The 21107-nt window shown below is 50.8% G+C and carries 14 protein-coding genes and 6 tRNA genes; 13 read left to right on the forward strand and 7 right to left on the reverse strand.

The window, feature by feature from the left end; genetic code table 11:
- Positions 1 to 41: 41 nt before the first annotated feature.
- Positions 42 to 118, forward strand: a tRNA-Asp gene (locus tag D6M16_RS19665).
- A gap of 336 nt (positions 119 to 454) precedes the next feature.
- Here D6M16_RS19665 and D6M16_RS19670 read toward each other — a convergent pair.
- A complete protein-coding gene (locus D6M16_RS19670) occupies positions 455 to 1663 on the reverse strand; it encodes an NAD(P)-binding domain-containing protein (RefSeq protein WP_120513614.1) in 1209 nt (402 codons plus the stop codon).
- Between the two features lie 10 nt (positions 1664 to 1673).
- Complete coding sequence (ilvY, locus tag D6M16_RS19675) at positions 1674 to 2546, reverse strand: HTH-type transcriptional activator IlvY (protein ID WP_120513615.1); 873 nt, start codon at positions 2544 to 2546, stop codon at positions 1674 to 1676.
- 131 nt (positions 2547 to 2677) lie between these two features.
- Between ilvY and ilvC the strand changes: the two genes are divergently transcribed.
- Complete coding sequence (gene ilvC, locus D6M16_RS19680; RefSeq protein WP_120513616.1) at positions 2678 to 4162, forward strand: ketol-acid reductoisomerase; 1485 nt, start codon at positions 2678 to 2680, stop codon at positions 4160 to 4162.
- A 73-nt stretch (positions 4163 to 4235) separates the two neighbouring features.
- On the opposite strand, the gene ubiK is transcribed toward ilvC, so the two are convergent.
- From ubiK to D6M16_RS19700, 4 genes are all read right to left on the reverse strand, one after another.
- Entirely contained in the window at positions 4236 to 4493 is a 258-nt protein-coding gene (gene ubiK, locus D6M16_RS19685) for a ubiquinone biosynthesis accessory factor UbiK (RefSeq protein WP_120513617.1), read from the reverse strand.
- Between the two features lie 154 nt (positions 4494 to 4647).
- Positions 4648 to 7764: a multidrug efflux RND transporter permease subunit gene (locus D6M16_RS19690; RefSeq protein WP_120513618.1), complete on the reverse strand. Its 3117-nt coding sequence runs from the start codon at positions 7762 to 7764 to the stop codon at positions 4648 to 4650.
- A gap of 12 nt (positions 7765 to 7776) precedes the next feature.
- The gene (locus D6M16_RS19695) at positions 7777 to 8892 is read right to left on the reverse strand and encodes an efflux RND transporter periplasmic adaptor subunit (protein WP_120513619.1); all 1116 of its coding nucleotides are present in this window, start codon (positions 8890 to 8892) and stop codon (positions 7777 to 7779) included.
- A gap of 34 nt (positions 8893 to 8926) precedes the next feature.
- Entirely contained in the window at positions 8927 to 9493 is a 567-nt protein-coding gene (locus D6M16_RS19700; protein ID WP_120513620.1) for a TetR/AcrR family transcriptional regulator, read from the reverse strand.
- Between the two features lie 177 nt (positions 9494 to 9670).
- Here D6M16_RS19700 and rep point away from each other — a divergent pair, with 177 nt between their 5' ends.
- Positions 9671 to 11689: a DNA helicase Rep gene (rep, locus tag D6M16_RS19705; RefSeq protein ID WP_120513621.1), complete on the forward strand. Its 2019-nt coding sequence runs from the start codon at positions 9671 to 9673 to the stop codon at positions 11687 to 11689.
- 79 nt (positions 11690 to 11768) lie between these two features.
- Here rep and D6M16_RS19710 read toward each other — a convergent pair whose 3' ends face one another.
- Positions 11769 to 12179: a c-type cytochrome gene (locus D6M16_RS19710; protein WP_082095883.1), complete on the reverse strand. Its 411-nt coding sequence runs from the start codon at positions 12177 to 12179 to the stop codon at positions 11769 to 11771.
- Positions 12180 to 12474: 295 nt separating this feature from the next.
- On the opposite strand from D6M16_RS19710, the gene D6M16_RS19715 reads away from it, so the two are divergent.
- The 10 genes from D6M16_RS19715 (at position 12475) to D6M16_RS19760 (ending at position 21092) form a co-directional block, all read left to right on the forward strand.
- Positions 12475 to 12551: transfer RNA gene (locus D6M16_RS19715), tRNA-Arg, on the forward strand.
- A gap of 41 nt (positions 12552 to 12592) precedes the next feature.
- Positions 12593 to 12668 (forward strand) — tRNA-His (locus tag D6M16_RS19720).
- 84 nt (positions 12669 to 12752) lie between these two features.
- A tRNA-Pro gene (locus D6M16_RS19725) sits at positions 12753 to 12829 on the forward strand.
- Between the two features lie 110 nt (positions 12830 to 12939).
- Positions 12940 to 13015, forward strand: a tRNA-His gene (locus tag D6M16_RS19730).
- 54 nt (positions 13016 to 13069) lie between these two features.
- A tRNA-Pro gene (locus tag D6M16_RS19735) sits at positions 13070 to 13146 on the forward strand.
- Positions 13147 to 14073: 927 nt separating this feature from the next.
- The gene (locus D6M16_RS19740; RefSeq protein ID WP_120513622.1) at positions 14074 to 15792 is read left to right on the forward strand and encodes an ABC transporter ATP-binding protein; all 1719 of its coding nucleotides are present in this window, start codon (positions 14074 to 14076) and stop codon (positions 15790 to 15792) included.
- Positions 15793 to 15933: 141 nt separating this feature from the next.
- Positions 15934 to 17487: an ABC transporter substrate-binding protein gene (locus tag D6M16_RS19745; RefSeq protein WP_120513623.1), complete on the forward strand. Its 1554-nt coding sequence runs from the start codon at positions 15934 to 15936 to the stop codon at positions 17485 to 17487.
- Between the two features lie 66 nt (positions 17488 to 17553).
- Positions 17554 to 18531: an ABC transporter permease gene (locus D6M16_RS19750; protein ID WP_120513624.1), complete on the forward strand. Its 978-nt coding sequence runs from the start codon at positions 17554 to 17556 to the stop codon at positions 18529 to 18531.
- A 2-nt stretch (positions 18532 to 18533) separates the two neighbouring features.
- On the forward strand, positions 18534 to 19475 hold the full coding sequence (locus D6M16_RS19755; RefSeq protein ID WP_120513625.1) for an ABC transporter permease: 942 nt from the start codon (positions 18534 to 18536) through the stop codon (positions 19473 to 19475).
- 360 nt (positions 19476 to 19835) lie between these two features.
- Positions 19836 to 21092: an ABC transporter substrate-binding protein gene (locus tag D6M16_RS19760; RefSeq protein ID WP_120513626.1), complete on the forward strand. Its 1257-nt coding sequence runs from the start codon at positions 19836 to 19838 to the stop codon at positions 21090 to 21092.
- Positions 21093 to 21107 lie beyond the last annotated feature (15 nt).

The raw sequence follows: 21107 nt of genomic DNA on the forward strand, positions 1-21107 counted from the left end.
TCCCTATTCAGAAAGCAGACCCAGTCTGGTTTCGACCGTGTGGAGCGGTAGTTCAGTTGGTTAGAATACCGGCCTGTCACGCCGGGGGTCGCGGGTTCGAGTCCCGTCCGCTCCGCCACTTATCAGAGAAACCCAGTCAGCAATGGCTGGGTTTTTTGCTGTCTGGCGATTGCAGTGTCGTCGGTTGTTGGTCACTGATGGATCCCTCAGGCTGATCGCCCCAAAAGTGCGCTGCACTTTGGTCGCGGGCCGGAATGCCGGACCATCGCGTCCCGGTCGTGTGCGACCCCAGCCGTCCGCCACTTCTTGAATGCCTCAGACTGGGCGTCCCCCGACGAAAGACTGGGGCTTTTTTACGTTTGTGCTGTCATAGACGGGATTGGGTATCTTTCTTCGGTCAGACGAGTTCCGGTGCCATACAACTCCACTCGTCCGGAGGGCAGTGCCTGGTCAATTAAGCGTAACCGTAGAAAAAACGCAGCCATTGCTCAGCAATGAAAATTTCATCTTGTGCCGATAAAGCCTGAATGCCTGGTGCATAGCTGTGAGACTGACTGCTTAACTGCAGACCAGCTAGTAAATGCGCGGCTTCAAACAGGTACAAAGTAGGATCACCCATGCCTGTTTTGAAAGGGGTATTTGCAGATTCTCCACCGGCTATTAGGTAGATACTGGCACCGTGCCGATTTTGATATTCTGTCACCAGTTGATTTCCCCCTACATACTGCAAAATCCCTTGTTGTACGAGATCGGGGAGATTGAGTTCATCGTCGGCAGAGGTGACTGTAGCTATGAATAAATTCTCGCGTCTGGACTGGATGTGAGCCGAGTGAAGTGCGCCATTTCCGGTGCAGCAGAAAATGAGATTACAGTGCTCTAGCATGGTTTCGGTTGAGCAAACCTGTATGCCATTTCTGGGTAAGGCGGTGAGTTGTCTGGGATCCTGATCACTGACATAGATATCATGGATACCTTTACCTTGTAGTGTCTTACAGATCCCCCGGCCCAGATTACCACTACCTATCACCCCGATAGTGAGAAAACCGAGGTTGTTCAATTTCAGGCCAAATGACTCGCGCAGGATTTGATCTGTGTAATGCACGATACACTCAGAAGCCTCGTAGTCGGCTGGGGTCTTGATGCTCAGATGAGCAACCGATACCAAGGGTTTGACTAGATGCCGGTTGCGATATTTGGCGATGCCATTAGCGGTTAACTCAGCAATCCCCACGCATTGTTCATCATACGCCTCAAAGATAGCTTCAACGCCTTGGGCAAAATAGCCACCGTGATCCAGAATCAGAAACGCCTGACCTTGCTGGGTGTATTGCTGAATAAGTTCCAAGCAACGTATCGGATCTCTTAACGCGATTTTGTCAAAGCCGGGTGCGACGACATCACAGTTTGGAATGGATCGGATGGTATTTAGCAGTGTGCCGTTGTTGCAAAAAGTCGCTTGTTTGGGAATGAAAATGACACGGTCAGCAAGTTTACACAGCACGTTGAGATACGGCAGAGAGCCTTCATAGCAATGCATGACAGAGAAAACAACGAGATCATTCGGCATCGTATGAGTTTGTGCAATCTGTTCTAAAAATCGATAACCTTTTTCTGCATAGAAAGCGGAGTAGTAGCTGTGCGTTAAAGTATGCGTTGACGTCATAACCGACCTGCTATTTGAATAACGTCAGCAATGCCTGAAAAAGAGGCTCTTGCTGTCGACTTTGTTTGCAGCACAATCCCAATGTTAATGGTTCGACGGCTGCTGCTGGCAGCTTTTGAATCTGATCGCGAATCGGACTGTTTTCTATAACGATATCTGGCGCAATTCCGATGCCGCATCCCAATGCTACCATACTAACAATAGCTTCATGCCCAGCAACTTGAGCATAAATGTTGGGTTTTATTTTTTGTGATTTCATCCACTTGTCAGCATTCTCTCTCGCCGTTCCATACTCAGGCAGAATGAAGGGGAGCTTGTCCCACTGAATGTCCGGAGAAAGCAATGCCTGAAGACCGGGTGGTGTGACTAATGGGCTGATTAACGACATTGAGACATTACCCAAGTAAATGAAAGTGAGTTTATTGGGTAGATTGGCAGGCAGGGCAGTAATGGCAAAATCAGCTTCATCGTGCAGGACTTTATTCACGGCTTGAGCCGGATCGCCGGTAACAAGCTGAATTTCTACCTGAGGGTAATGTTGTCTGAATTGATTCAGCACATTGGGCAGATGGCTGTAGCTGGCAGTCACTGAGCAAAACAGGGTGAGTTTACCTTTGAGCATTTGATCCTGTTCAGTCAGCTCTTGCTGCAGTTGTTGCCATTCGGCAACAATGCGGCTGGCAACCGGTAGCAGTTTACGGCCTGAGGTGGTCAGTTCCACACTGCGGTTGTCGCGAATGAAAAGGGGCTGAGACAACTCCTGCTCCAGTCGCTGAATAAGCCGGCTGAGCGCGGACGGACTGATGTGCATCTTCTGTGCCGTCTGGCTAAAGTTCTTGCTGTTACACAGATGAAGAAAGAGTTGGAGTGATTTTATGTTCATGGTTTATGTTGCACCATTTGCAATATGATGTTGTGAATATATCACTTTAGACAACATCAAGCCTGATCTACTATCAGGTTATTCGGCAGTGAAGTGCCGACCAAGGATTAGAATTCACGGAGTAACTTGTTATGGCTAACTATTTCAATACCTTAAATTTACGTCAGCAACTGGATCAACTGGGCCGTTGCCGTTTTATGGATCGCAGCGAGTTTGCTCAGGAAGCGGATTACCTGAAAGGTAAGAAGGTCGTTATCGTAGGTTGTGGTGCACAGGGCCTGAACCAGGGTCTGAACATGCGTGATTCAGGTCTGAATGTTGCTTATGCACTGCGTCAGGCTGCGATTGATGAGCAGCGTGCTTCTTTCCGTAATGCGAAAGACAATGGTTTTGAAGTGGGTAGCTATGAACAATTGATCCCTCAGGCCGATCTGGTTATCAACCTGACACCTGACAAACAGCACACCGATGTTGTGACCACTGTGATGCCTCTGATGAAGCAAGGTGCTGCGCTGGGTTACTCCCATGGTTTTAACATTGTTGAAGAAGGGATGCAGATTCGCCCTGACCTGACTGTTGTGATGGTCGCTCCTAAGTGTCCGGGTACTGAAGTACGTGAAGAATACAAGCGTGGTTTTGGTGTACCAACGCTGATCGCCGTTCACCCGGAAAATGACCCGCAAGGTGAAGGCCTGGAAATTGCGAAAGCCTGGGCGGCAGCAACAGGTGGCCACCGTGCCGGTGTGCTGGAATCCTCTTTCGTTGCTGAAGTGAAATCTGACCTGATGGGTGAGCAGACGATTCTGTGCGGTATGCTGCAGGCAGGCTCTATCGTGTGTTACGAGAAGATGATTGCTGAAGGCGTCGAGCCTGGCTATGCCGGTAAGCTGCTGCAGTTCGGCTGGGAAACCATAACTGAAGCCCTGAAGTTTGGCGGCATCACTCATATGATGGATCGTCTGACGAACCCGGCCAAGATCAAAGCATTTGAGTTGTCTGAAGAGCTGAAAGATCTGATGCGTCCGCTGTATAACAAGCACATGGACGACATCATCACAGGTGAGTTCTCACGGACTATGATGGCCGACTGGGCGAACGATGACGCAGAACTGCTGGGCTGGCGTGCAGAAACGGCGGAGACGGCGTTTGAAAACTACCCGCAAACTGATGCCAAAATTGCTGAGCAGGAATACTTTGATAACGGCATTCTGATGGTGGCTATGGTTCGTGCTGGTGTTGAGCTGGCGTTTGAAGCCATGACAGCCTCAGGCATTATTGAAGAGTCGGCTTACTATGAGTCTTTGCATGAACTGCCTCTGATTGCCAACACAGTTGCCCGTAAGCGTCTGTACGAGATGAACGTGGTGATCTCTGATACGGCAGAATATGGTAACTACCTGTTTGCTAATGTGGCTACGCCATTGCTGCGTGAAAAGTTCATGCCGAAAGTCAGCACAGATGTTATCGGCAAAGGCCTGGCTGTTACCAGTAACCATGTTGATAACCAGCAGCTGATTGATGTGAATGAAGCGCTGCGTAATCACCCTGTAGAGCAGATTGGTCACGAACTGCGAGGTTATATGACAGATATGAAACGTATCGCTGTCGGCGACTAAGTCATCATCCTTCCTGGTTAGTTAAAAGCCCGGCAAAATTTGCCGGGCTTTTTCATGTCTGTAATGAAACCAATTATTCGGATTTATCTGCCAGCATAGCTTCCAGCTGGGCAACCTTTTTTTCCAGCTCGTTCAGCTTTTGGCGCGTGCGCAGCAGGACCTGGGTCTGCACATCGAACTCTTCGCGATTCACCACATCCAGCTTGCTCAGTTGTGCCTGGATGGTTTGACGCACTTTCTGTTCCACATCCTGACCAAGCGCTTTGACCGGTTGAGGCATGGCTTCCTGAATTTGCTTGGCAACCTGCTCAAGTTTCTTTGGATCAAACATACGCGGGTTTAACTCCATGAGGTTAATGGGATACTTTTAGCCGTTAGTGTACACCAAAAATTTCTGTGGCAGGCAGGAATCCTTGGCCAGATTGGGTAAGGTGGGCTGAAAAAAAGGCCGCTTGCGCGGCCTTAGTCTGATAGAAAGTTGCGGATTAACTTTCCCGGGCTTTCAGCGCGAGTTTCGCTTCGTCAGCCCGTTTTAACTTTTCCAGATCCTTGTCCTCCACAAAAACCGGCAGCGGTTTATGAGTACTTGCCAGGTAGGTGTAGATCACCGGCAGCACGAACAGGGTAAAGAGTGTGCCTATCGCCAGACCGGATACGATAACGATACCGATACTGAAGCGCTGGGCAGCACCTGCCCCGGTGGCGTACAGCAGAGGAACCAGACCGGCAATCATCGCCGCGGTGGTCATCAGAATTGGACGCAGACGCACTTTGGCGGCTTCCATTACCGCAGACATTTTGTCTTTCTGGTGATTGAGCTGCTCTTCTTTTGCGACTTCACAGATCAGAATCCCGTGTTTGGTGATCAGACCAATCAGGGTGATCAAACCTACTTGTGAGTAGATGTTCATCGAAGCCGCGCCCCAGGCCAGCGAGACCAGCGCGCCACAGATAGCCAGCGGTACCGATACCATGATCACCATAGGGTCGCGCAGTGATTCGAACTGGATAGCCAGCACCAGGAAGATCACCGCCAATGCCAGACCGAATGTTGCAAACAGGGCATTGCCTTCGGTCACGTACTGGCGAGCCTCGCCCATGAAGTCATACTGATAGCCAGATGGTAGCTGGCTGACGGCTTCGGTACGGAACCAGTCGATAGCGTCACCCATGGCGGTCCCTGGCATAGGCACCACACCTATGGTTGCTGAGTTCAGCTGGTTGAAGTGCGGCAGTGCACGAGGCTCAGCCACAACATCAATAGTGATCAGGCTGCCCAGGGGCACAGAATTACCATCAGCTGCACGAACATAGAAGGCGTTCAGCGATTCAGGATTCAGGCGGTACTTACGTTCTACCTGCGGAATCACCTCGTAAGAACGGCCATTGAGGTCGATGCGGTTGACATAACCGTCGGCCATCATGGTGCTCAGGGTGATACCGATATCCTGCATAGTGACGCCATAAGCCCCTGCTTTGTCTTTGTCTATGCTGATCTTCATGGTGGCGGAGTCGAAGTTCAGATCCAAGTTTGAATACACAAACATCGGATTTTTGCTGACATCATCCAGAATCGAACCGGCCACCTGAAACAGGCTTTCAAAGTTGTTGGGAGTCGTTATGACAAACTGGATGGGCAGACCAGAACCCGCACCCGGCAGTTCCGGCATTTGGAAAGCCGTTACCGCCATACCAGGGACATCGTTAACCAGGGTAGTGACACGGCCGACCACTTCTGCCTGACTGGCTTCGCGCTGACTCCAGGGCACCATAGAAGCGATACCGAATGCCTGATTGGATTGCGGTACACCGGAGAACACCTGAGCAAAAGCCACTTCAGGCTGATTACTCAGCATTTCGTTCACTTCGCTCATGGAGTTTTCAATGTAATCCAGGTTAGCGGTAGACGGGCCGGTACCCATCATCATCAGTACGCCTTTATCTTCAGCCGGTGCCAGTTCACTGGGAATGAACTTGAACAGAACCGGCAGCATAGCAAAGACAATGATCGCAAACACAATCACCACAGGGCGTGATTTCATCACTGTGGTCAGCATTTTTTCATAGCGGCTGGTCATGCGATCCAGAACACTGTGCACTGTATCTTCAAAGCGGTTTGGCTTATCGTGTGCTTTCAGGATCTTAGAACACATCATCGGCGACAGTGTCAGCGCGATAATCCCTGAGATAAAGACCGACCCCGCCAGCGTCAGGGCGAACTCTTTAAACAGTGAGCCGGTAATGCCGCCCATCAGTGCGATAGGTGCGTATACCGCGCCCAGCGTCAGGGTCATGGCGATAACAGGCACCGCAATTTCACGGGTACCGATAATGGCTGCCCGGAACGGTGACTCGCCGAGTTTGATGTGACGATCGACGTTTTCCAGTACCACGATGGCATCATCGACCACCAGGCCGATGGCCAGTACCATGGCCAGCAGCGTCATCAGGTTCCAGGAGAAACCGAAGGCCTGCATTACCATGGCCACCCCAATCAGCGACAGCGGAATGGTAATGATAGGGATGAGTACCGCGCGGAACGAACCCAGGAACAGGGTGATCACCACAAGTACAATCAGCGCTGCTTCACCGATAGTCTTGATAACCTCCTGAATCGACTCGTTAATGGCAACTGTTGAGTCGTACAGGACGTTCATCTTGATGTTGCTTGGCATGTTGCGCTGAATTTCAGGCAGCAGATCCAGCACATCGGCGGCAATATTGATCGGGTTCGCGCTTGGCGCCGCATTGATTGCAGCGACTACGGCTTCCTCACCGTTTGCTGTTGCACGGTAAATGTCGTGGCTTTTTGCCCGGGTGACTTTGGCGATATCACCTAAGCGGATCACCTGACCTTTCTGCGTCGAGACAATCAGTTTTTTCAGCTCATCTGTGGTTTTGACCTGGGTATCTGCCGTGCCGTTATACAGCACGAACTCGCCCGTAGCCTGACCCGTGGCCGACTGATAGTTATTGGCATTCAGCACTGTCATGATGTCGCTGGCAGTCAGGTTGTATGCCGCCATCTTGGCCGGATCCAGCCATACCCGCAGCGCAAATTTCATCCCGCCATAAAGATCGATTTTGGATACGCCGTTCACTGTGAACAGCTGCGGGTTGAATACCCGTTCCAGGTAATCGGTGATCTGGCTGGAATTGAGCTCGTCACTGGTAAAGCCGATGTACATAACCGCCGTGGTAGAGCCGGTCGACATAGTTACAGTCGGGTCTTCCGCTTCACGGGGAAGCTGAGAGCGCACCGAGTTGGTTTTTGCCAGTACATCAGACAGGGCCGCGTTGGGATCGGTATTGAGTTTCATGTTGACGGTAATTGTCGAGGAACCCAGTACCGATGACGACGTCATGTAATCAATATTGTCTGCCTGCGCGATGGCCTGCTCCAGCGGCTGAGTAATAAAGCCTTGGATCAGATCGGCACTGGCACCGTAATAACTGGTCGTCACAGTGACTACGGTATTGGTCATCTCGGGATATTCCCGGACCTGCATTTTGAAAATAGCCTGAAAACCAAGCAGGGCAATCAGAATACTGATCGACACTGCCAGGACCGGCCTTTTTATGAATATATCAGTAAAGCGCATTTAACCTCCGAATCACAGCATCGGTGTTTCAGCCGGGGTTTTCAGGGCATCGTTTTCTACGATGCGGACTTTAACATCATTACTCAGGCGCACCTGGCCTGTGGTAACAACGCGGTCTCCCGGTTTAACGCCATCAAGGACGTGGATAATATCGCGCTTACGTTCACCGGTTTTCACCACGGACTGACGGACGCGGGTAACGCCTTCGTCATCTTCGTACAGCACATACACATTATCGCCATACAGGGTATAGGTGATGGCAAACTGCGGCAGGACAACCTGATTTTCCAGGGTCGGCAGAATGATGTTGGCACGGGCAAACATACCGCTGCGCAGACGGCCGGCGTTATTTGGAATGTCCGCCTGAACCTGAATTAAGCCGCTCTGATAATTGACTGCAGGTTCAATCGCGCTGATCTTGCCCTTGAATTTGGCATCCGGGTAAGCATCAACGGCGATATCGACTTCCTGTCCGATGTGGATATCAGACAGATCGGTTTGCGCAATGGTGAAGCGCAGTTTCATCAGGGATGTATCTTCCAGACGCACTATGTCAGTGCCGGGCTGAATATACTCACCCAGGAACACATTGCGCAGACCGACATCACCGGCAAACGGGGCTTTAATAATGCGACGGTCGATGGTGGCTTTCAGGCTCTCAATATCAGCAGACAGAGAGAAATAATCTGCTTGCGCGCCGTCAAAAGCTTCCTTAGAGATAGAGCCTTTTTTGTACAGATCCTGATAGCGGATGAATTTGGCTTTGGCGGCCGGCAGACGAGCCTGGGAACTCTTGAGGTTGGCTTCCTCAACATCGGAGTCCAGTACCACCAGACGCTGGCCTTTTTTCACCGACATGCCTGAGTCGAACTCCAGCGATTTGATCACACCGGCGACTTCCGTGGTGACAGTCACACCCTGGTTGGGTTCGATGAAACCAATCGCTTCAATGGCCGGTACCCAATTGGTCGGTTTTGCCTCCACGACAGTCACCGGATAATCCGGTTCAGGCATGTTAGCGAAATAAGCCATCTTTCCTTTTATTTCAAAGTACTTGGACGTAAAAAGCGTGCCAAACAGCACGGCAACGATGATGAGCATGACTATCCATGCTACCCATTTTTTCATTATCTTTGCTCCGGAGTCTTAAGTTAATGCTAATTCAATGTGTAATTACAGCATCCCAGCAAGCTTTAATGGCAGCATCCCGTGCCTCATCACTTACCGTAAACGTACCACTCAGGTGCTTGCGGGCCAGACAGGCGCTGGGTTCAAGGCTGAGTGCGCTTAATATCTCGTTGTCTAAAGGCTTAAACAGCCCCTGAGCTTTACCCGTGTCAAACATCCTGTGGACAGGGGCAAAGAGCGTTTGTTCTAACGCGATCTTGTATTGCTTACCTCGGTGCGGCATGTTTTCGAACTGACCACGGTTAATCAGCGGCGCTTCATTATCCGTAGCCATGTTCCAGATGTTTAACCACATAGTACGAAACTGCTGTTCTAAGGGCATGGCATCGGAAACGTTCTGAGTGATTTTCCTGGCGACAATCGTCAGTATGTGGTCATGAAGCTGATACAGGAGATCCTCTTTATCACTGAAATAGCGATAGATGGTCCCTGTCGCGACTTTGGCTTCTTTGGCCACCATGTTCATCGACAGACCGTGAAAACCATGTTTTGCCAGCAATTCTTCGGTTGCCTGCAAGATACGTTCTTTTTTGTCAGTCATTGTTGATCACAAAGTGAATGAACGTTCATTCATTATTGTAGATGCTTTATTAGTATGCAACTCATCTGTTACCTTTATTTTTCTGTGAAAAACGCGGGAGGGTGTCTGAAATAGACACGAGACGAGATCAGGTTACAATGCGGCAGCTGAATAAAACATGACTCATAGGGCAAATGAATGAAACTTAATCCGAGACAAAATGAGGCAGTACGTTTTGTTGCTGGACCGTGTCTGGTTCTGGCCGGTGCAGGTTCAGGCAAAACACGGGTCATCACCAATAAAATCGCTTACTTAGTACAGCAATGTGGCTACAAAGCCCGCAATATTGCTGCGCTGACATTTACCAATAAAGCGGCGCGGGAAATGAAAGAGCGGGTCGGGCAGACCCTGGGTCGCCAGGAAGCCAAAGGGCTGATGGTGTCGACCTTCCACACGCTGGGCCTGAATATCATTCGCCGTGAGTACAAAGTACTGGGGCTGAAAGCGAGTTTCTCTCTGTTTGACGATCAGGATCAGATGGCGCTGCTCAAAGAATTGACGGAAGAGCAGCTCGACGGTGATAAAGACTTGCTCAAAATGCTGCTGTCATCGATTTCAAACTGGAAGAACGCCATGATGTCGCCCGCTCAGGCGAAAGCGCAGGCGCAAAGTGAGCGTGATCAGCTGTTTGCCCATTGCTACGAGTTATATCAGCGTCAGATGAAAGCCTACAACGCGCTGGACTTTGATGATCTGATCCTGATGCCCGTGCTCTTGCTGCGCGATAATGAAGAAGTGCGGCAGCGCTGGCAGAATAAGATCCGCTATCTCCTGGTGGATGAGTACCAGGATACCAACACCAGTCAGTATGCGTTTGTGAAGCTGCTGGTGGGCGAACGGTCAAAATTCACTGTGGTGGGGGATGACGATCAGTCTATTTATTCCTGGCGGGGGGCGCAGCCAGAGAATCTGGCCCTGCTCAATAAAGATTTCCCGACCCTCAAAGTGATCAAGCTGGAGCAGAACTACCGCTCGACCAGCCGGATATTGCGCAGCGCCAATATTCTGATCGCCAATAACCCGCATTTGTTTGAAAAAGCGTTGTTCTCAGAAATCCCTGATGGCGAGATGCTCAAGGTCCTGACGGCCAAAAATGAAGAGCATGAAGCCGAGAAAGTGGTCGGGGAGCTGATTGCCCACCGTTTTCTCAACAACACTGATTACAAAGATTACGCGATTCTGTACCGCGGCAACCATCAGTCGCGTTTGTTTGAAAAAGCCCTGATGCAGAACCGGATCCCTTATAAAATTTCTGGCGGTACCTCTTTCTTCTCACGCACCGAGATCAAAGACATCATGGCTTACCTGCGCTTGCTCACCAACCAGGATGATGACAACGCTTTTTTGCGTATCGTCAATACCCCGCGGCGCGAGATTGGCCCGGTCACTCTGGAGAAACTGGGCACCTACGCCAATATGCGGGGTAAGAGTTTGTTTGAAGCCAGCTTTGAGCTTGGCCTGGAGCAGCACCTGTCAGGGCGCGGGCTGGACAGTCTGCGCCAGTTTACGCGCTGGATTGTTGAGCTGGCCGATAACGCCGAGCGGGGCGATGCCGTAGCGGCCGTGCGCCAGATGATCCGTGATATCCATTATGAGGACTGGTTGTTTGAAACTTCCGCCAGCCCGAAAGCGGCGGAAATGCGGATGAAAAACGTGTCCGATTTATACAGCTGGATTACCGCAGACCTGGAAGGTGATAATTACGATAACGAAGTCCGTACCCTGAAAGAAGTGGTTCAGCGCATGACACTGCGCGACATGATGGAGCGGGGTGAAGAGGATGATGATGCCGATCAGGTGCAGCTCATGACGCTGCACGCCTCTAAAGGGCTGGAATTCCCCCATGTGTATCTGATAGGTGCCGAAGAGGGTATTTTGCCCCATCAAACCAGCATTGATGAAGACAATGTGGAAGAAGAGCGGCGCTTGGCGTATGTCGGTATTACCCGGGCCCAGAAAACACTGACCTTTACCTTATGCAAGGAACGCCGGCAGTATGGCGAGCTGCTCAAACCTGAGCCCAGCCGTTTTCTCTATGAATTGCCCCAGGATGATCTGGATTGGGAAACTGAGCGTAAACCGGTAACGGCAGAAGAACGTATGCAGCGCGGTCAGGCACACATTGCCAACATCCGCTCTATGTTTAATAAGAAATAACGCTGAGAAGATCCGCGGAAAAGAAAAAGGTTAGCTAATATCGCTAACCTTTTTTTCAGGGATTCGGAGGGGGGCTGAGTTACAGCCCCTCGATCATGTGATTGATCGCCGCCACGATTTCTTCATCGCTGCAGTCCATACAGGTGCCTTTTGCCGGCATGGCATTGAAACCATTGATTGCATGGTTGGTCAGCGTATCCATACCTTGAGCAATCCGCGGTCCCCAGTCAGCGGCATCGCCAGTTTTTGGTGCGCCCAGAACACCGCTGCTGTGGCAAGCCACACAGAAAGTGCCGTAGACCTGATCGCCTGAGCGAGGGCCGGAAGCGGCGGCTGTAGCAGCTGGTGCATCGCCTTCCTTATATACAGAGCCAACAGGCTTGATGCGTTCTGCGATCGCTTCGCCAGACATATCTGCCGCTACGGCTGAGCCGCTGATGGCGACGGTTGCGACTGCAGCGACCATTAGTTGTCGAAGAGAAAATTCCATTGAGCTCACCTTAACACTCCCAGATTATTTGCTCGAATATCACAGCTGTCTTGTATAAGTTATTGTAAATGTTGCGTAATGAGACGGAGCTGTGAGTAATTAACCAGTGGTTTTTTGGTAAAAAACGCAATGATTATATCCCTTAACGAAGTGGTATTAAACAGAGCGGCTTTGTTTGTATGACGCTAATCAACCCAGAGATGGTTATAAATAAAGCGAATACAAAAAATTTTGCAAAAAAGACTAGACGAGAAGCATGCTGATCCGTAATATTCACCACCGCCGATAGGGCAAGGCGCCCGTAGCTCAGCTGGATAGAGCGTTGGCCTCCGGAGCCAAAGGTCACAGGTTCAAATCCTGTCGGGCGCGCCACTCCGGAAAGTCAGGATGGCACTGTTGGCGTGTAAATTATGGTGGCTATAGCTCAGTTGGTAGAGTCCCGGATTGTGATTCCGGTTGTCGCGAGTTCAAGTCTCGTTAGCCACCCCATATAATTGAGTATGGAGCTTGTAACAAGCTCGGTGCTTAGCGGCAGATAGCGCAAGTCGTGTATCTCCGGCAAGAAAAGATTATCGGTGAATAGCGCAGTTTGGTAGCGCATCTGGTTTGGGACCAGAGGGTCGGGGGTTCGAATCCCTCTTCACCGACCACTTACAGTAAGTTTGCCCGATGAGCAAACCTACAGGTTAGGAAAAGAAGTGTATTGCACCGGTGCGGAAATCCGCCGTGTTCAATCCCTTTTTACGACCAAGTTACAATGGTGGCTATAGCTCAGTTGGTAGAGTCCCGGATTGTGATTCCGGTTGTCGCGAGTTCAAGTCTCGTTAGCCACCCCATATAACGTTTTTCAGCCATGTATGGCTGGATGACAAGCAACAAGAAAGTATTATCGGTGAATAGCGCAGTTTGGTAGCGCATCTGGTTTGGGACCAGAGGGTCGGGGGTTCGAATCCCTCTTCACCGACCACCTTTAAAGACCCGCTCATTGAGCGGGTTTTTTTATATCTGTATTTTACTGTTTGCTTGTTTGGAAAAAGGAAAGGCAGCCGGGTCGGGTGCGGAAGCCCGCCGCGTCCGAATCTCTCTTCACCGACCACCTTTAAAAATCCGCTCATTGAGCGGGTTTTTTTATATCTGTATTTTATTGTTTGCTTGTTTGGAACAAAGGAAAGGCAGCCGGGTCGGGGGCGGAAGCCCGCCGCACGGAAGCCCGTCGCGTCCGAATCCCTTTTCACCGGTCACTTTTGAAGACCCGCTCATTGAGCGGGTTTTTTTATGACCATCCTTCTAAGCCCCTGCCTGTGTTGGTGATGCCTTCCTGAGGTGTGCCCGTTATGGGATGTGTTATGGCAGAGAGCCAACTTGATTTCTTTGTGCCATATTTGTTAGTGAATCACAGTTCATAGTACGGATAGCGGATGAAAAATCATGCTTATTCATGCCCTTCTGCGCTATTTCCTGAAGGAGAGGCGGTTGTTAATACTGCTGAGCATGATCTTGATGGACTCATACACTGATACTTTTGTTTTTAGTGGTCTAATATCACACCATGTTAATTAAATGTTTTGTTTTGTCTGGTGTTTTATGCAGAGGGCTGTTTTAGTTGCTTTTGAATATAAATGCTAAAAAATAGAATTGTTAGCTGTTTTTGGGTGGGTTTTCCGGAGTTTGTCTACGTTACTTTATAAGGGTTATGTTTGTTTTAAGTTGAGGTTTTAGTGATTATTTATGCTGATTTTGTGCGGTAGCACAGTTTTATAGTATGAAATGTTGATTTTTAGTGAAATCTTTGCCAGATTGTTGGCACTTTACGTGGCCGATATTTTTATCGGTTCATTAGAATGGAATCATTTGCAGACAGGCAGAGTCGCTGCCAGGTTGTTGAGGTCTGAGCATGGCATTATTGGAAGTTAAAAACCTTCGTATTGAATACCCGTCTCGTCACGGTATCCACGCTGCGGTGAAATCGCTGTCGTTCACCATAGAGCGCGGTGAGATCGTCGGTGTCGTCGGGGAATCCGGGGCGGGTAAATCGACGGTAGGTAATGCCGTAATCGACCTGTTGAGTCCCCCTGGCAATATTGCCAGCGGCGATGTCTACCTGGACGGTCAGAAAATTTCAGGTTTAAAACCGGAAGCGATGCGAAAAGTACGCGGAGCAAAAATCGGCTTTATTTTCCAGGATCCGATGACCTCTTTGAACCCTCTGTATACCGTCGAACGCCAGTTGACGGAAACCATTATTACCAATTTGAATGTCGGTAAAGAAGAAGCGGTTCGCCGTGCGATTAAGCTGATGGAACAAGTTGGGATCCCTCAGCCGGAAATTCGCATTAAACAGTATCCGCATCAGTTTTCCGGTGGCATGCGTCAGCGTGTGGTGATTGCGATCGCCCTGGCTGGCGAACCGGATTTAATCATTGCCGATGAACCGACCACAGCGCTGGATGTGTCGATTCAGGATCAGATTCTGAGCCTGATTCGTGAACTGTGTGTGAAGAAAAACGTGGGTTGCATGCTGGTAACGCATGACATGGGGGTGGTCTCCAACGTCACCGATCGTGTTGCTGTGATGTACCGTGGCGATCTGGTTGAAATCGGTCCGACAGCACAGGTGCTGGGTCACCCTAATCACCCTTACACCAAGAGCCTGATTTCTGCGGTGCCGCGCTCGGATATCAAACTGGCTCGCTTCCCTTTGGTGAGCTATATCGAAGAAGCGGGTGAAACCACGCAGCTGGATGTGAAAAATCACTGGCTGGGTCAGAGTCAGGACGAGCGTCAGTACACGGGCGCCTTATTGCAGGTCGAGAATGTCAATCTGCGCTTTGTGACGAAAGATTCTTTTTTTGAAAGCCGCCGCGAGTATGTGCAGGCTTCGAACAATGTCAGCTTTGAGGTGTTTGAAGGCGAAACCTTTGGCCTAGTCGGTGAATCCGGTTCAGGCAAGTCAACCATTGCGCGCGTGATTGCCGGTCTGTACCCGCCTAACTCAGGCAAAGTGGTATTTGAGGGTATCGATCTGACAGCGCTCAAGAGCGAGAGTGAGCGCCGTCCTATGCGCCGTCAGATGCAGATGGTGTTCCAGAACCCGTATTCCTCCATGAATCCGCGGATGAAGATTTTCGACATCATTGCTGAGCCGATTCGTTTTCACAAACTGGCCAGCAGTGAGTCTCAGGTGCGGCAGATCGTTGCTGACTTGCTCGACCATGTGGGTCTGGGCCGTGCAGCTGGCGTGAAGTATCCTCATGAGTTTTCGGGCGGCCAGCGTCAGCGTATTTCTATCGCCCGTGCCCTGGCTACTCGTCCCCGTCTGCTGATTTGTGATGAGCCGACCTCGGCGCTGGATGTGTCAGTTCAGGCGCAAATCCTCAACCTGCTCAAAGATCTGCAGGATGAACTGAACCTGACTATGCTGTTTATCAGCCATGACTTACCGGTTATCCGCCAGATGTGTGATCGCATCGGCGTGATGCAGAAAGGCACCTTGCTGGAAGTGGCGCCAACCGAGCAGTTGTTCACTGCGCCGCAGCACGAATACAGCAAGCAATTGATTTCTTTGATGCCTGAATTCAAAGGAATGAGTCAGGAAGGCCTGAAGCTGGCCTGATACGGAACCCGTTTACCCGCCGGTGACATTGGTTGCCGGCACGGCTCGTTCTGCGAGTCGGGCTGTTGTTGCTTACCTAAACCAATAATAAGCAAACATAACCATCTGGGAGTTCTCTCCCTGCATAAAGGAGCTATGCAAATGAAAACCTTCAAGAGCAAGATAGCCGTTGCGTTAATGGCTGCTGGTCTGAGCTTCGGTGCGGCGGCTGCCAATCTGAATCTGGCTTATGATGCTGACCCGGTCTCTATGGATCCACATGAGCAATTGTCCGGCGGCACGCTGCAACTTTCTCACATGACTTTTGATCCGCTGATCCGTTTTACCCAGTCGATGGAGTTTGAACCTCGCCTGGCAACGTCCTGGGAGCGAGTTGATAACAGCACTATGCGTTTCAAGCTGCGTGAAGGTGTGAAATTTCACTCCGGCAACACCTTCAGCGCCGATGATGTGGTCTGGACGTTCAAGCGTCTGAAGTCTTCTGCTGACTTCAAAGGTATCTTCACTCCTATCGTTGATATCAAAAAAGTGGATGCCAATACAGTTGACGTGATCACTGACGGTACCTATCCACTGATTGAAAACGTCATGACCTATGTATTCCCGATGGACAGCAAGTTCTATACGGGCCAGACAGCTGACGGCAAAGACAAGGCTGAACTGAAGAAAAACGGTTCAACGTTTGCCTCTACCAATATCTCTGGTACTGGTCCGTTCAAAGTGGTCAGCCGTGAGCAGGGCGTAAAGGTTGAGTTCGAACGTTTTGCTGATTACTGGGACAAAGACAGCGAAGGTAATGTCGATAACATCACGCTGCGTCCTATCAAAGAAGACGCGACCCGTGTGGCTGCGCTGCTGTCGGGTGATGTTGATATGATTGCGCCTGTGTCGCCGAATGATTATCAGCGTATCAAGAGTAACGATAAGCTGGAGCTGGTGACTATGCCGGGTACCCGCGTCATCACCTTCCAGCTGAACCAGAAAGTGGCCGAGCCGCTGCGTGATGCACGTGTCCGTCAGGCGATTGTGTACGCGGTCAACAACGAAGGTATTGCTGAGAAGATCATGAAAGGCGCGGCAACACCTGCCGGCCAGCAGAGTCCTGTGGGTTATGCCGGTTACAACGAATCGCTGACTCCGCGCTATGATCTGAAAAAAGCCCAGCAGCTGATGAAAGATGCCGGTTATGAGAACGGTTTCTCTATCACTATGATTGCGCCAAACAACCGCTATGTGAACGACGAAAAAGTCGCGCAGGCTGTGGCGGCTATGCTGGCGAAAATCAAGATCAAAGTCGACCTGCAAACTATGCCAAAAGCCCAGTACTGGCCGGAGTTTGATAAGTGTGAAGCGGGCATGCTGATGATCGGCTGGCACCCGGACACCGAAGATTCTGCGAACTTTACTGAGTTCCTGACCATGACCCGTAACGCTGACACAGGTAAAGGTCAGTACAACTGTGGTCATTACTCGAACGCAGAAGTCGACAAGCTGGTTGAAGCCGCTAACACGGAAACCGATCTGGAAAAACGCAGCACTATGCTGAAGAAGGTTGAAGAGTTGCTGTACAACGACGCCGCCTTTGTTCCACTGTACTGGCAAGACCCGTCTTGGGCTGCCAAGAAGAATGTGGATATCAAACCTATCGTCAACGGTATGGACTTCCCGTACCTGGGCGATCTGGTTATCAAGTAATACCTTTCGTAATGCAGGCTCCGGCGCTGGCCGGGGCCTGATTACGGATGTCTAAAGAGGCAAGAAATGTTTACGTTTTTGGTCAAGCGCCTGGTGCAGGCACTGGTAGTGATGTTTGTGATCAGTCTGGTGGCGTTTGCTATCCAGGACAATTTAGGCGATCCCCTGCGTGAGCTGGTGGGACAGTCTGTGTCCGAAGCCGAGCGAGATGCGCTGCGGACTGAAATGGGCCTCAACGATCCCTTCATGGTGAAGTACGGCCGCTTTATTTCGAAAGCTGTTCAGGGGGATTTAGGAAACTCTTATTTCTTCAAACGTCCGGTTGTTGACGTGATTCTGGACAAGCTGGTAGCAACACTGGAACTGGTGTTTGCCGCGTCACTGATTATTGTTGTGGTGTCGATCCCCTTAGGCGTATATTCGGCCATCCACCCCAACAGCGCCCTGACGAAAGTGATCATGGGCTTTAGCATAGTCGGTATCTCCATTCCGGTCTTTTTGACCGCCATTATGCTGATGTATGTCTTCTCAATAGAATTAGGCTGGCTGCCTTCGTTCGGCCGTGGTGAGACGGCGAATGTATTCGGTTGGCATTCAGGCTTCTTTACGCTGGACGGTCTGGCGCATTTGGTGCTGCCGAGTATCTCACTGGCGTCTATTATGTTGCCGCTCTTTATCCGCCTGGTTCGCTCTGAAATGCTCGAAGCCCTGAGTACCGAGTACGTAAAATTTGCCCGTGCCAAAGGCCTGCCGCAGAATAAGGTGTATTATCAGCACGCCCTGAAAAATACCATGCTGCCGGTGATCACTGTCGGTGGTGTGCAAATCGGCACCATGGTGGCTTACACCATTCTGACCGAAACCGTGTTCCAGTGGCCGGGGACAGGTTTCCTGTTCCTGGAAGCCATTAACCGTGTGGATACCCCTTTGATTACCGCTTATGTCATTTTTGTTGGTCTGATCTTTGTGGTGACCAACACCCTGGTTGACCTGTTATATGGACTCATCAACCCAACTGTTAACCTGACCGGCAAAGGAGCGTAATCATGACGACCAAGACGACTGACGCGCCTTCACGTTGGCAGCGTTTTCTCAACTCAGATTTCATTTATTTCTTTAAGAAAGACAAAGTCGCCATTGCCAGCTTTACGGTGTTTTTGCTCTTTGTTCTGACGGCACTGTTCGCCCCTCTGCTGTCGCCAATGGATCCTTATGATCTGAACAGCATTGATATTATGGACTCAGAGCTGGCACCGTCATGGATGGAATTTGGCGACTCCCGCTTCCTGTTGGGAACCGATGACCAGGGCCGTGATATTCTGTCGACCATTATCTACGGGCTGCGCATCTCACTGGCCATTGGCTTGTTTGCCGTCGCGCTGCAGCTCTTTATCGGCATCATAGTCGGACTGTGTGCGGGTTACTTCGGTGGCCGGATTGACAGCTTTCTGATGCGGATTGCCGATGTCCAGTTGTCCTTCTCGACTATGATGGTGGCGATTATCGTGTCGGCGATTTTCAAAGCCAGCTTTGGCAGTGACTTTTACAGTCAGTACGCCATTGTGATGCTGGTGGTGATTATCGGTATTGCGGAATGGCCTCAGTATGCACGGACTGTGCGGGCATCTGTACTGGCAGAGAAGAAAAAAGAGTATGTTGAAGCATCCCGCGTGATGGGCCTGAAATCACTGCGTATTATGTTCCGTCATATTCTGCCCAACTGCCTGTCGCCGATCCTGGTGATTTCTACCGTGCAGGTGGCCAATGCCATTATGTCGGAAGCGGCACTGTCTTTCCTGGGACTGGGGATGCCCGTCGATCAGCCGTCACTGGGCTCGCTGATCAGCATCGGCTTTAACTACATCTTCTCGGGTTCCTGGTGGATCACTGCGTTTCCTGGCATTGTGCTGGTGACGCTGGTGCTGGTGATCAACCTGCTGGGTGACTGGTTGCGTGATGTCTTTAACCCTAAGGTCTACAAAGGCTAGATCTGACTAACTGCACAAACCTTGCTTAAAACCCCTGCTTCGGCAGGGGTTTTTTGTTTCTCTCATAATGCGTCTGGCCCTTCACCTCTGCGATGCTTCAAAGCGACACATCAAAGCAATGTGCCGGCCTTTCGTAATTTTGTTTTATTTTTCAGTGCCTTGAATTGTAAGCAAATAGATACAAACTGCTTACACGTGCTTACCAAGCATTCAGTGACTTTTGGCATTCTCCCAGTGAATAATCAAGAAACAAAAAGTTAACAAATCGGCAACAATCCGCGTACCTGCCCAGCAGGGTGAGTGATGCCGGGATGCGGCTGTTTGGCAACGACAATAATAGTTATCCAGGGAGGATAAAACGTGAAAGGTCTGAACAACACACTGATAGCGGCAACTTTGGCGTCACTGCTCACGGGACAAGCACATGCCGGTAATGTTGAAGTCCTGCATTACTGGACCTCGGGCGGCGAAGCGGCAGCGCTTGGCATTCTACAAAAGATGATGAAGGACGAAGGCCACAACTGGACAGACTTTGCGGTGGCTGGCGGTGGCGGTGAAACGGCCATGACAGTGCTGAAGTCGCGTGCCATTTCGGGTAACCCGCCTTCCGCTTCCATGATAGCCGGCCCTGAAATTGCCCAGTGGGGGGATCTGGGTGTACTGGCGAAACTGGACGAGGTAGCTACCAGTGAGCGCTGGGACGCTTTGCTACCCAAAGCCGTGGCCGATATTCATAAATATCAGGGCAGTTATGTAGCGGCGCCGGTGAATGTCCACCGTATTAACTGGATGTGGATTAACAAGCCGATCCTTGATCAGGTGAACGGCGGCAAAGTACCGCAAAGCTGGGATGAGTTCTTCGCCTTTATGGACAATGCCAAGCAGGCTGGCTTTGTCGCTTTTGCCCATGGCGGACAGGACTGGCAGGACGCCACTGTGTTTGAACAGGTCGCTCTGGGAGTCGGCGGCGATGATTGGTATCGCCAGGCCTTTGTGGCGCTGGATAAACAGGCGCTGAGCTCTGACACTATGACTCAGGCTTTTGCGACCTTCAAAAAGCTCAAATCTTACATGGATCCGGGCATGCCGGGGCGTGACTGGAACCTGACGACCGCCATGGTGATAGACGGCAAAGCCGCTGTGCAAATCATGGGTGACTGGGCAAAAGGGGAGTTTGCCGCTGCCGGTAAACAGCCAGGCAAGGATTATGTCTGTGCCACAGTGCCGGGCACGCAGAATGCGTTCAACTTCAATGTCGATGCTTTCATGATGTTTGCGCAGAAAAGCAAAGAGGCGCAGGCAGCCCAGCAGGATTTGTCCCGCTTGCTGGTGTCGAAGGAATTTCAGGAAGAATTTAACCTGAAAAAAGGCTCCATTCCGGTGCGCCCTGATGTGTCGCTGGCCCGTTACGACAGCTGCGCCAAGCAGTCTATGTCTGATTTTCAGGCCAGTGCGAAAACCGGTTCACTGGTGCCGAGCTTCGCCCATGCCATGGCCATGGAGCCGGCCGTCAGCGGCGCTGTGTATGACGTCGTGACCAACTATTTTAATGACAACGACATGACGGCGGATGCGGCCACATCGCGTCTGGTGTCGGCCATCGAGCTGGCGCAGTAATCCCGTTAAACAGGC

The sequence above is a fragment of the Photobacterium salinisoli genome (assembly GCF_003614885.1).
GTDB lineage: Bacteria > Pseudomonadota > Gammaproteobacteria > Enterobacterales > Vibrionaceae > Photobacterium > Photobacterium salinisoli.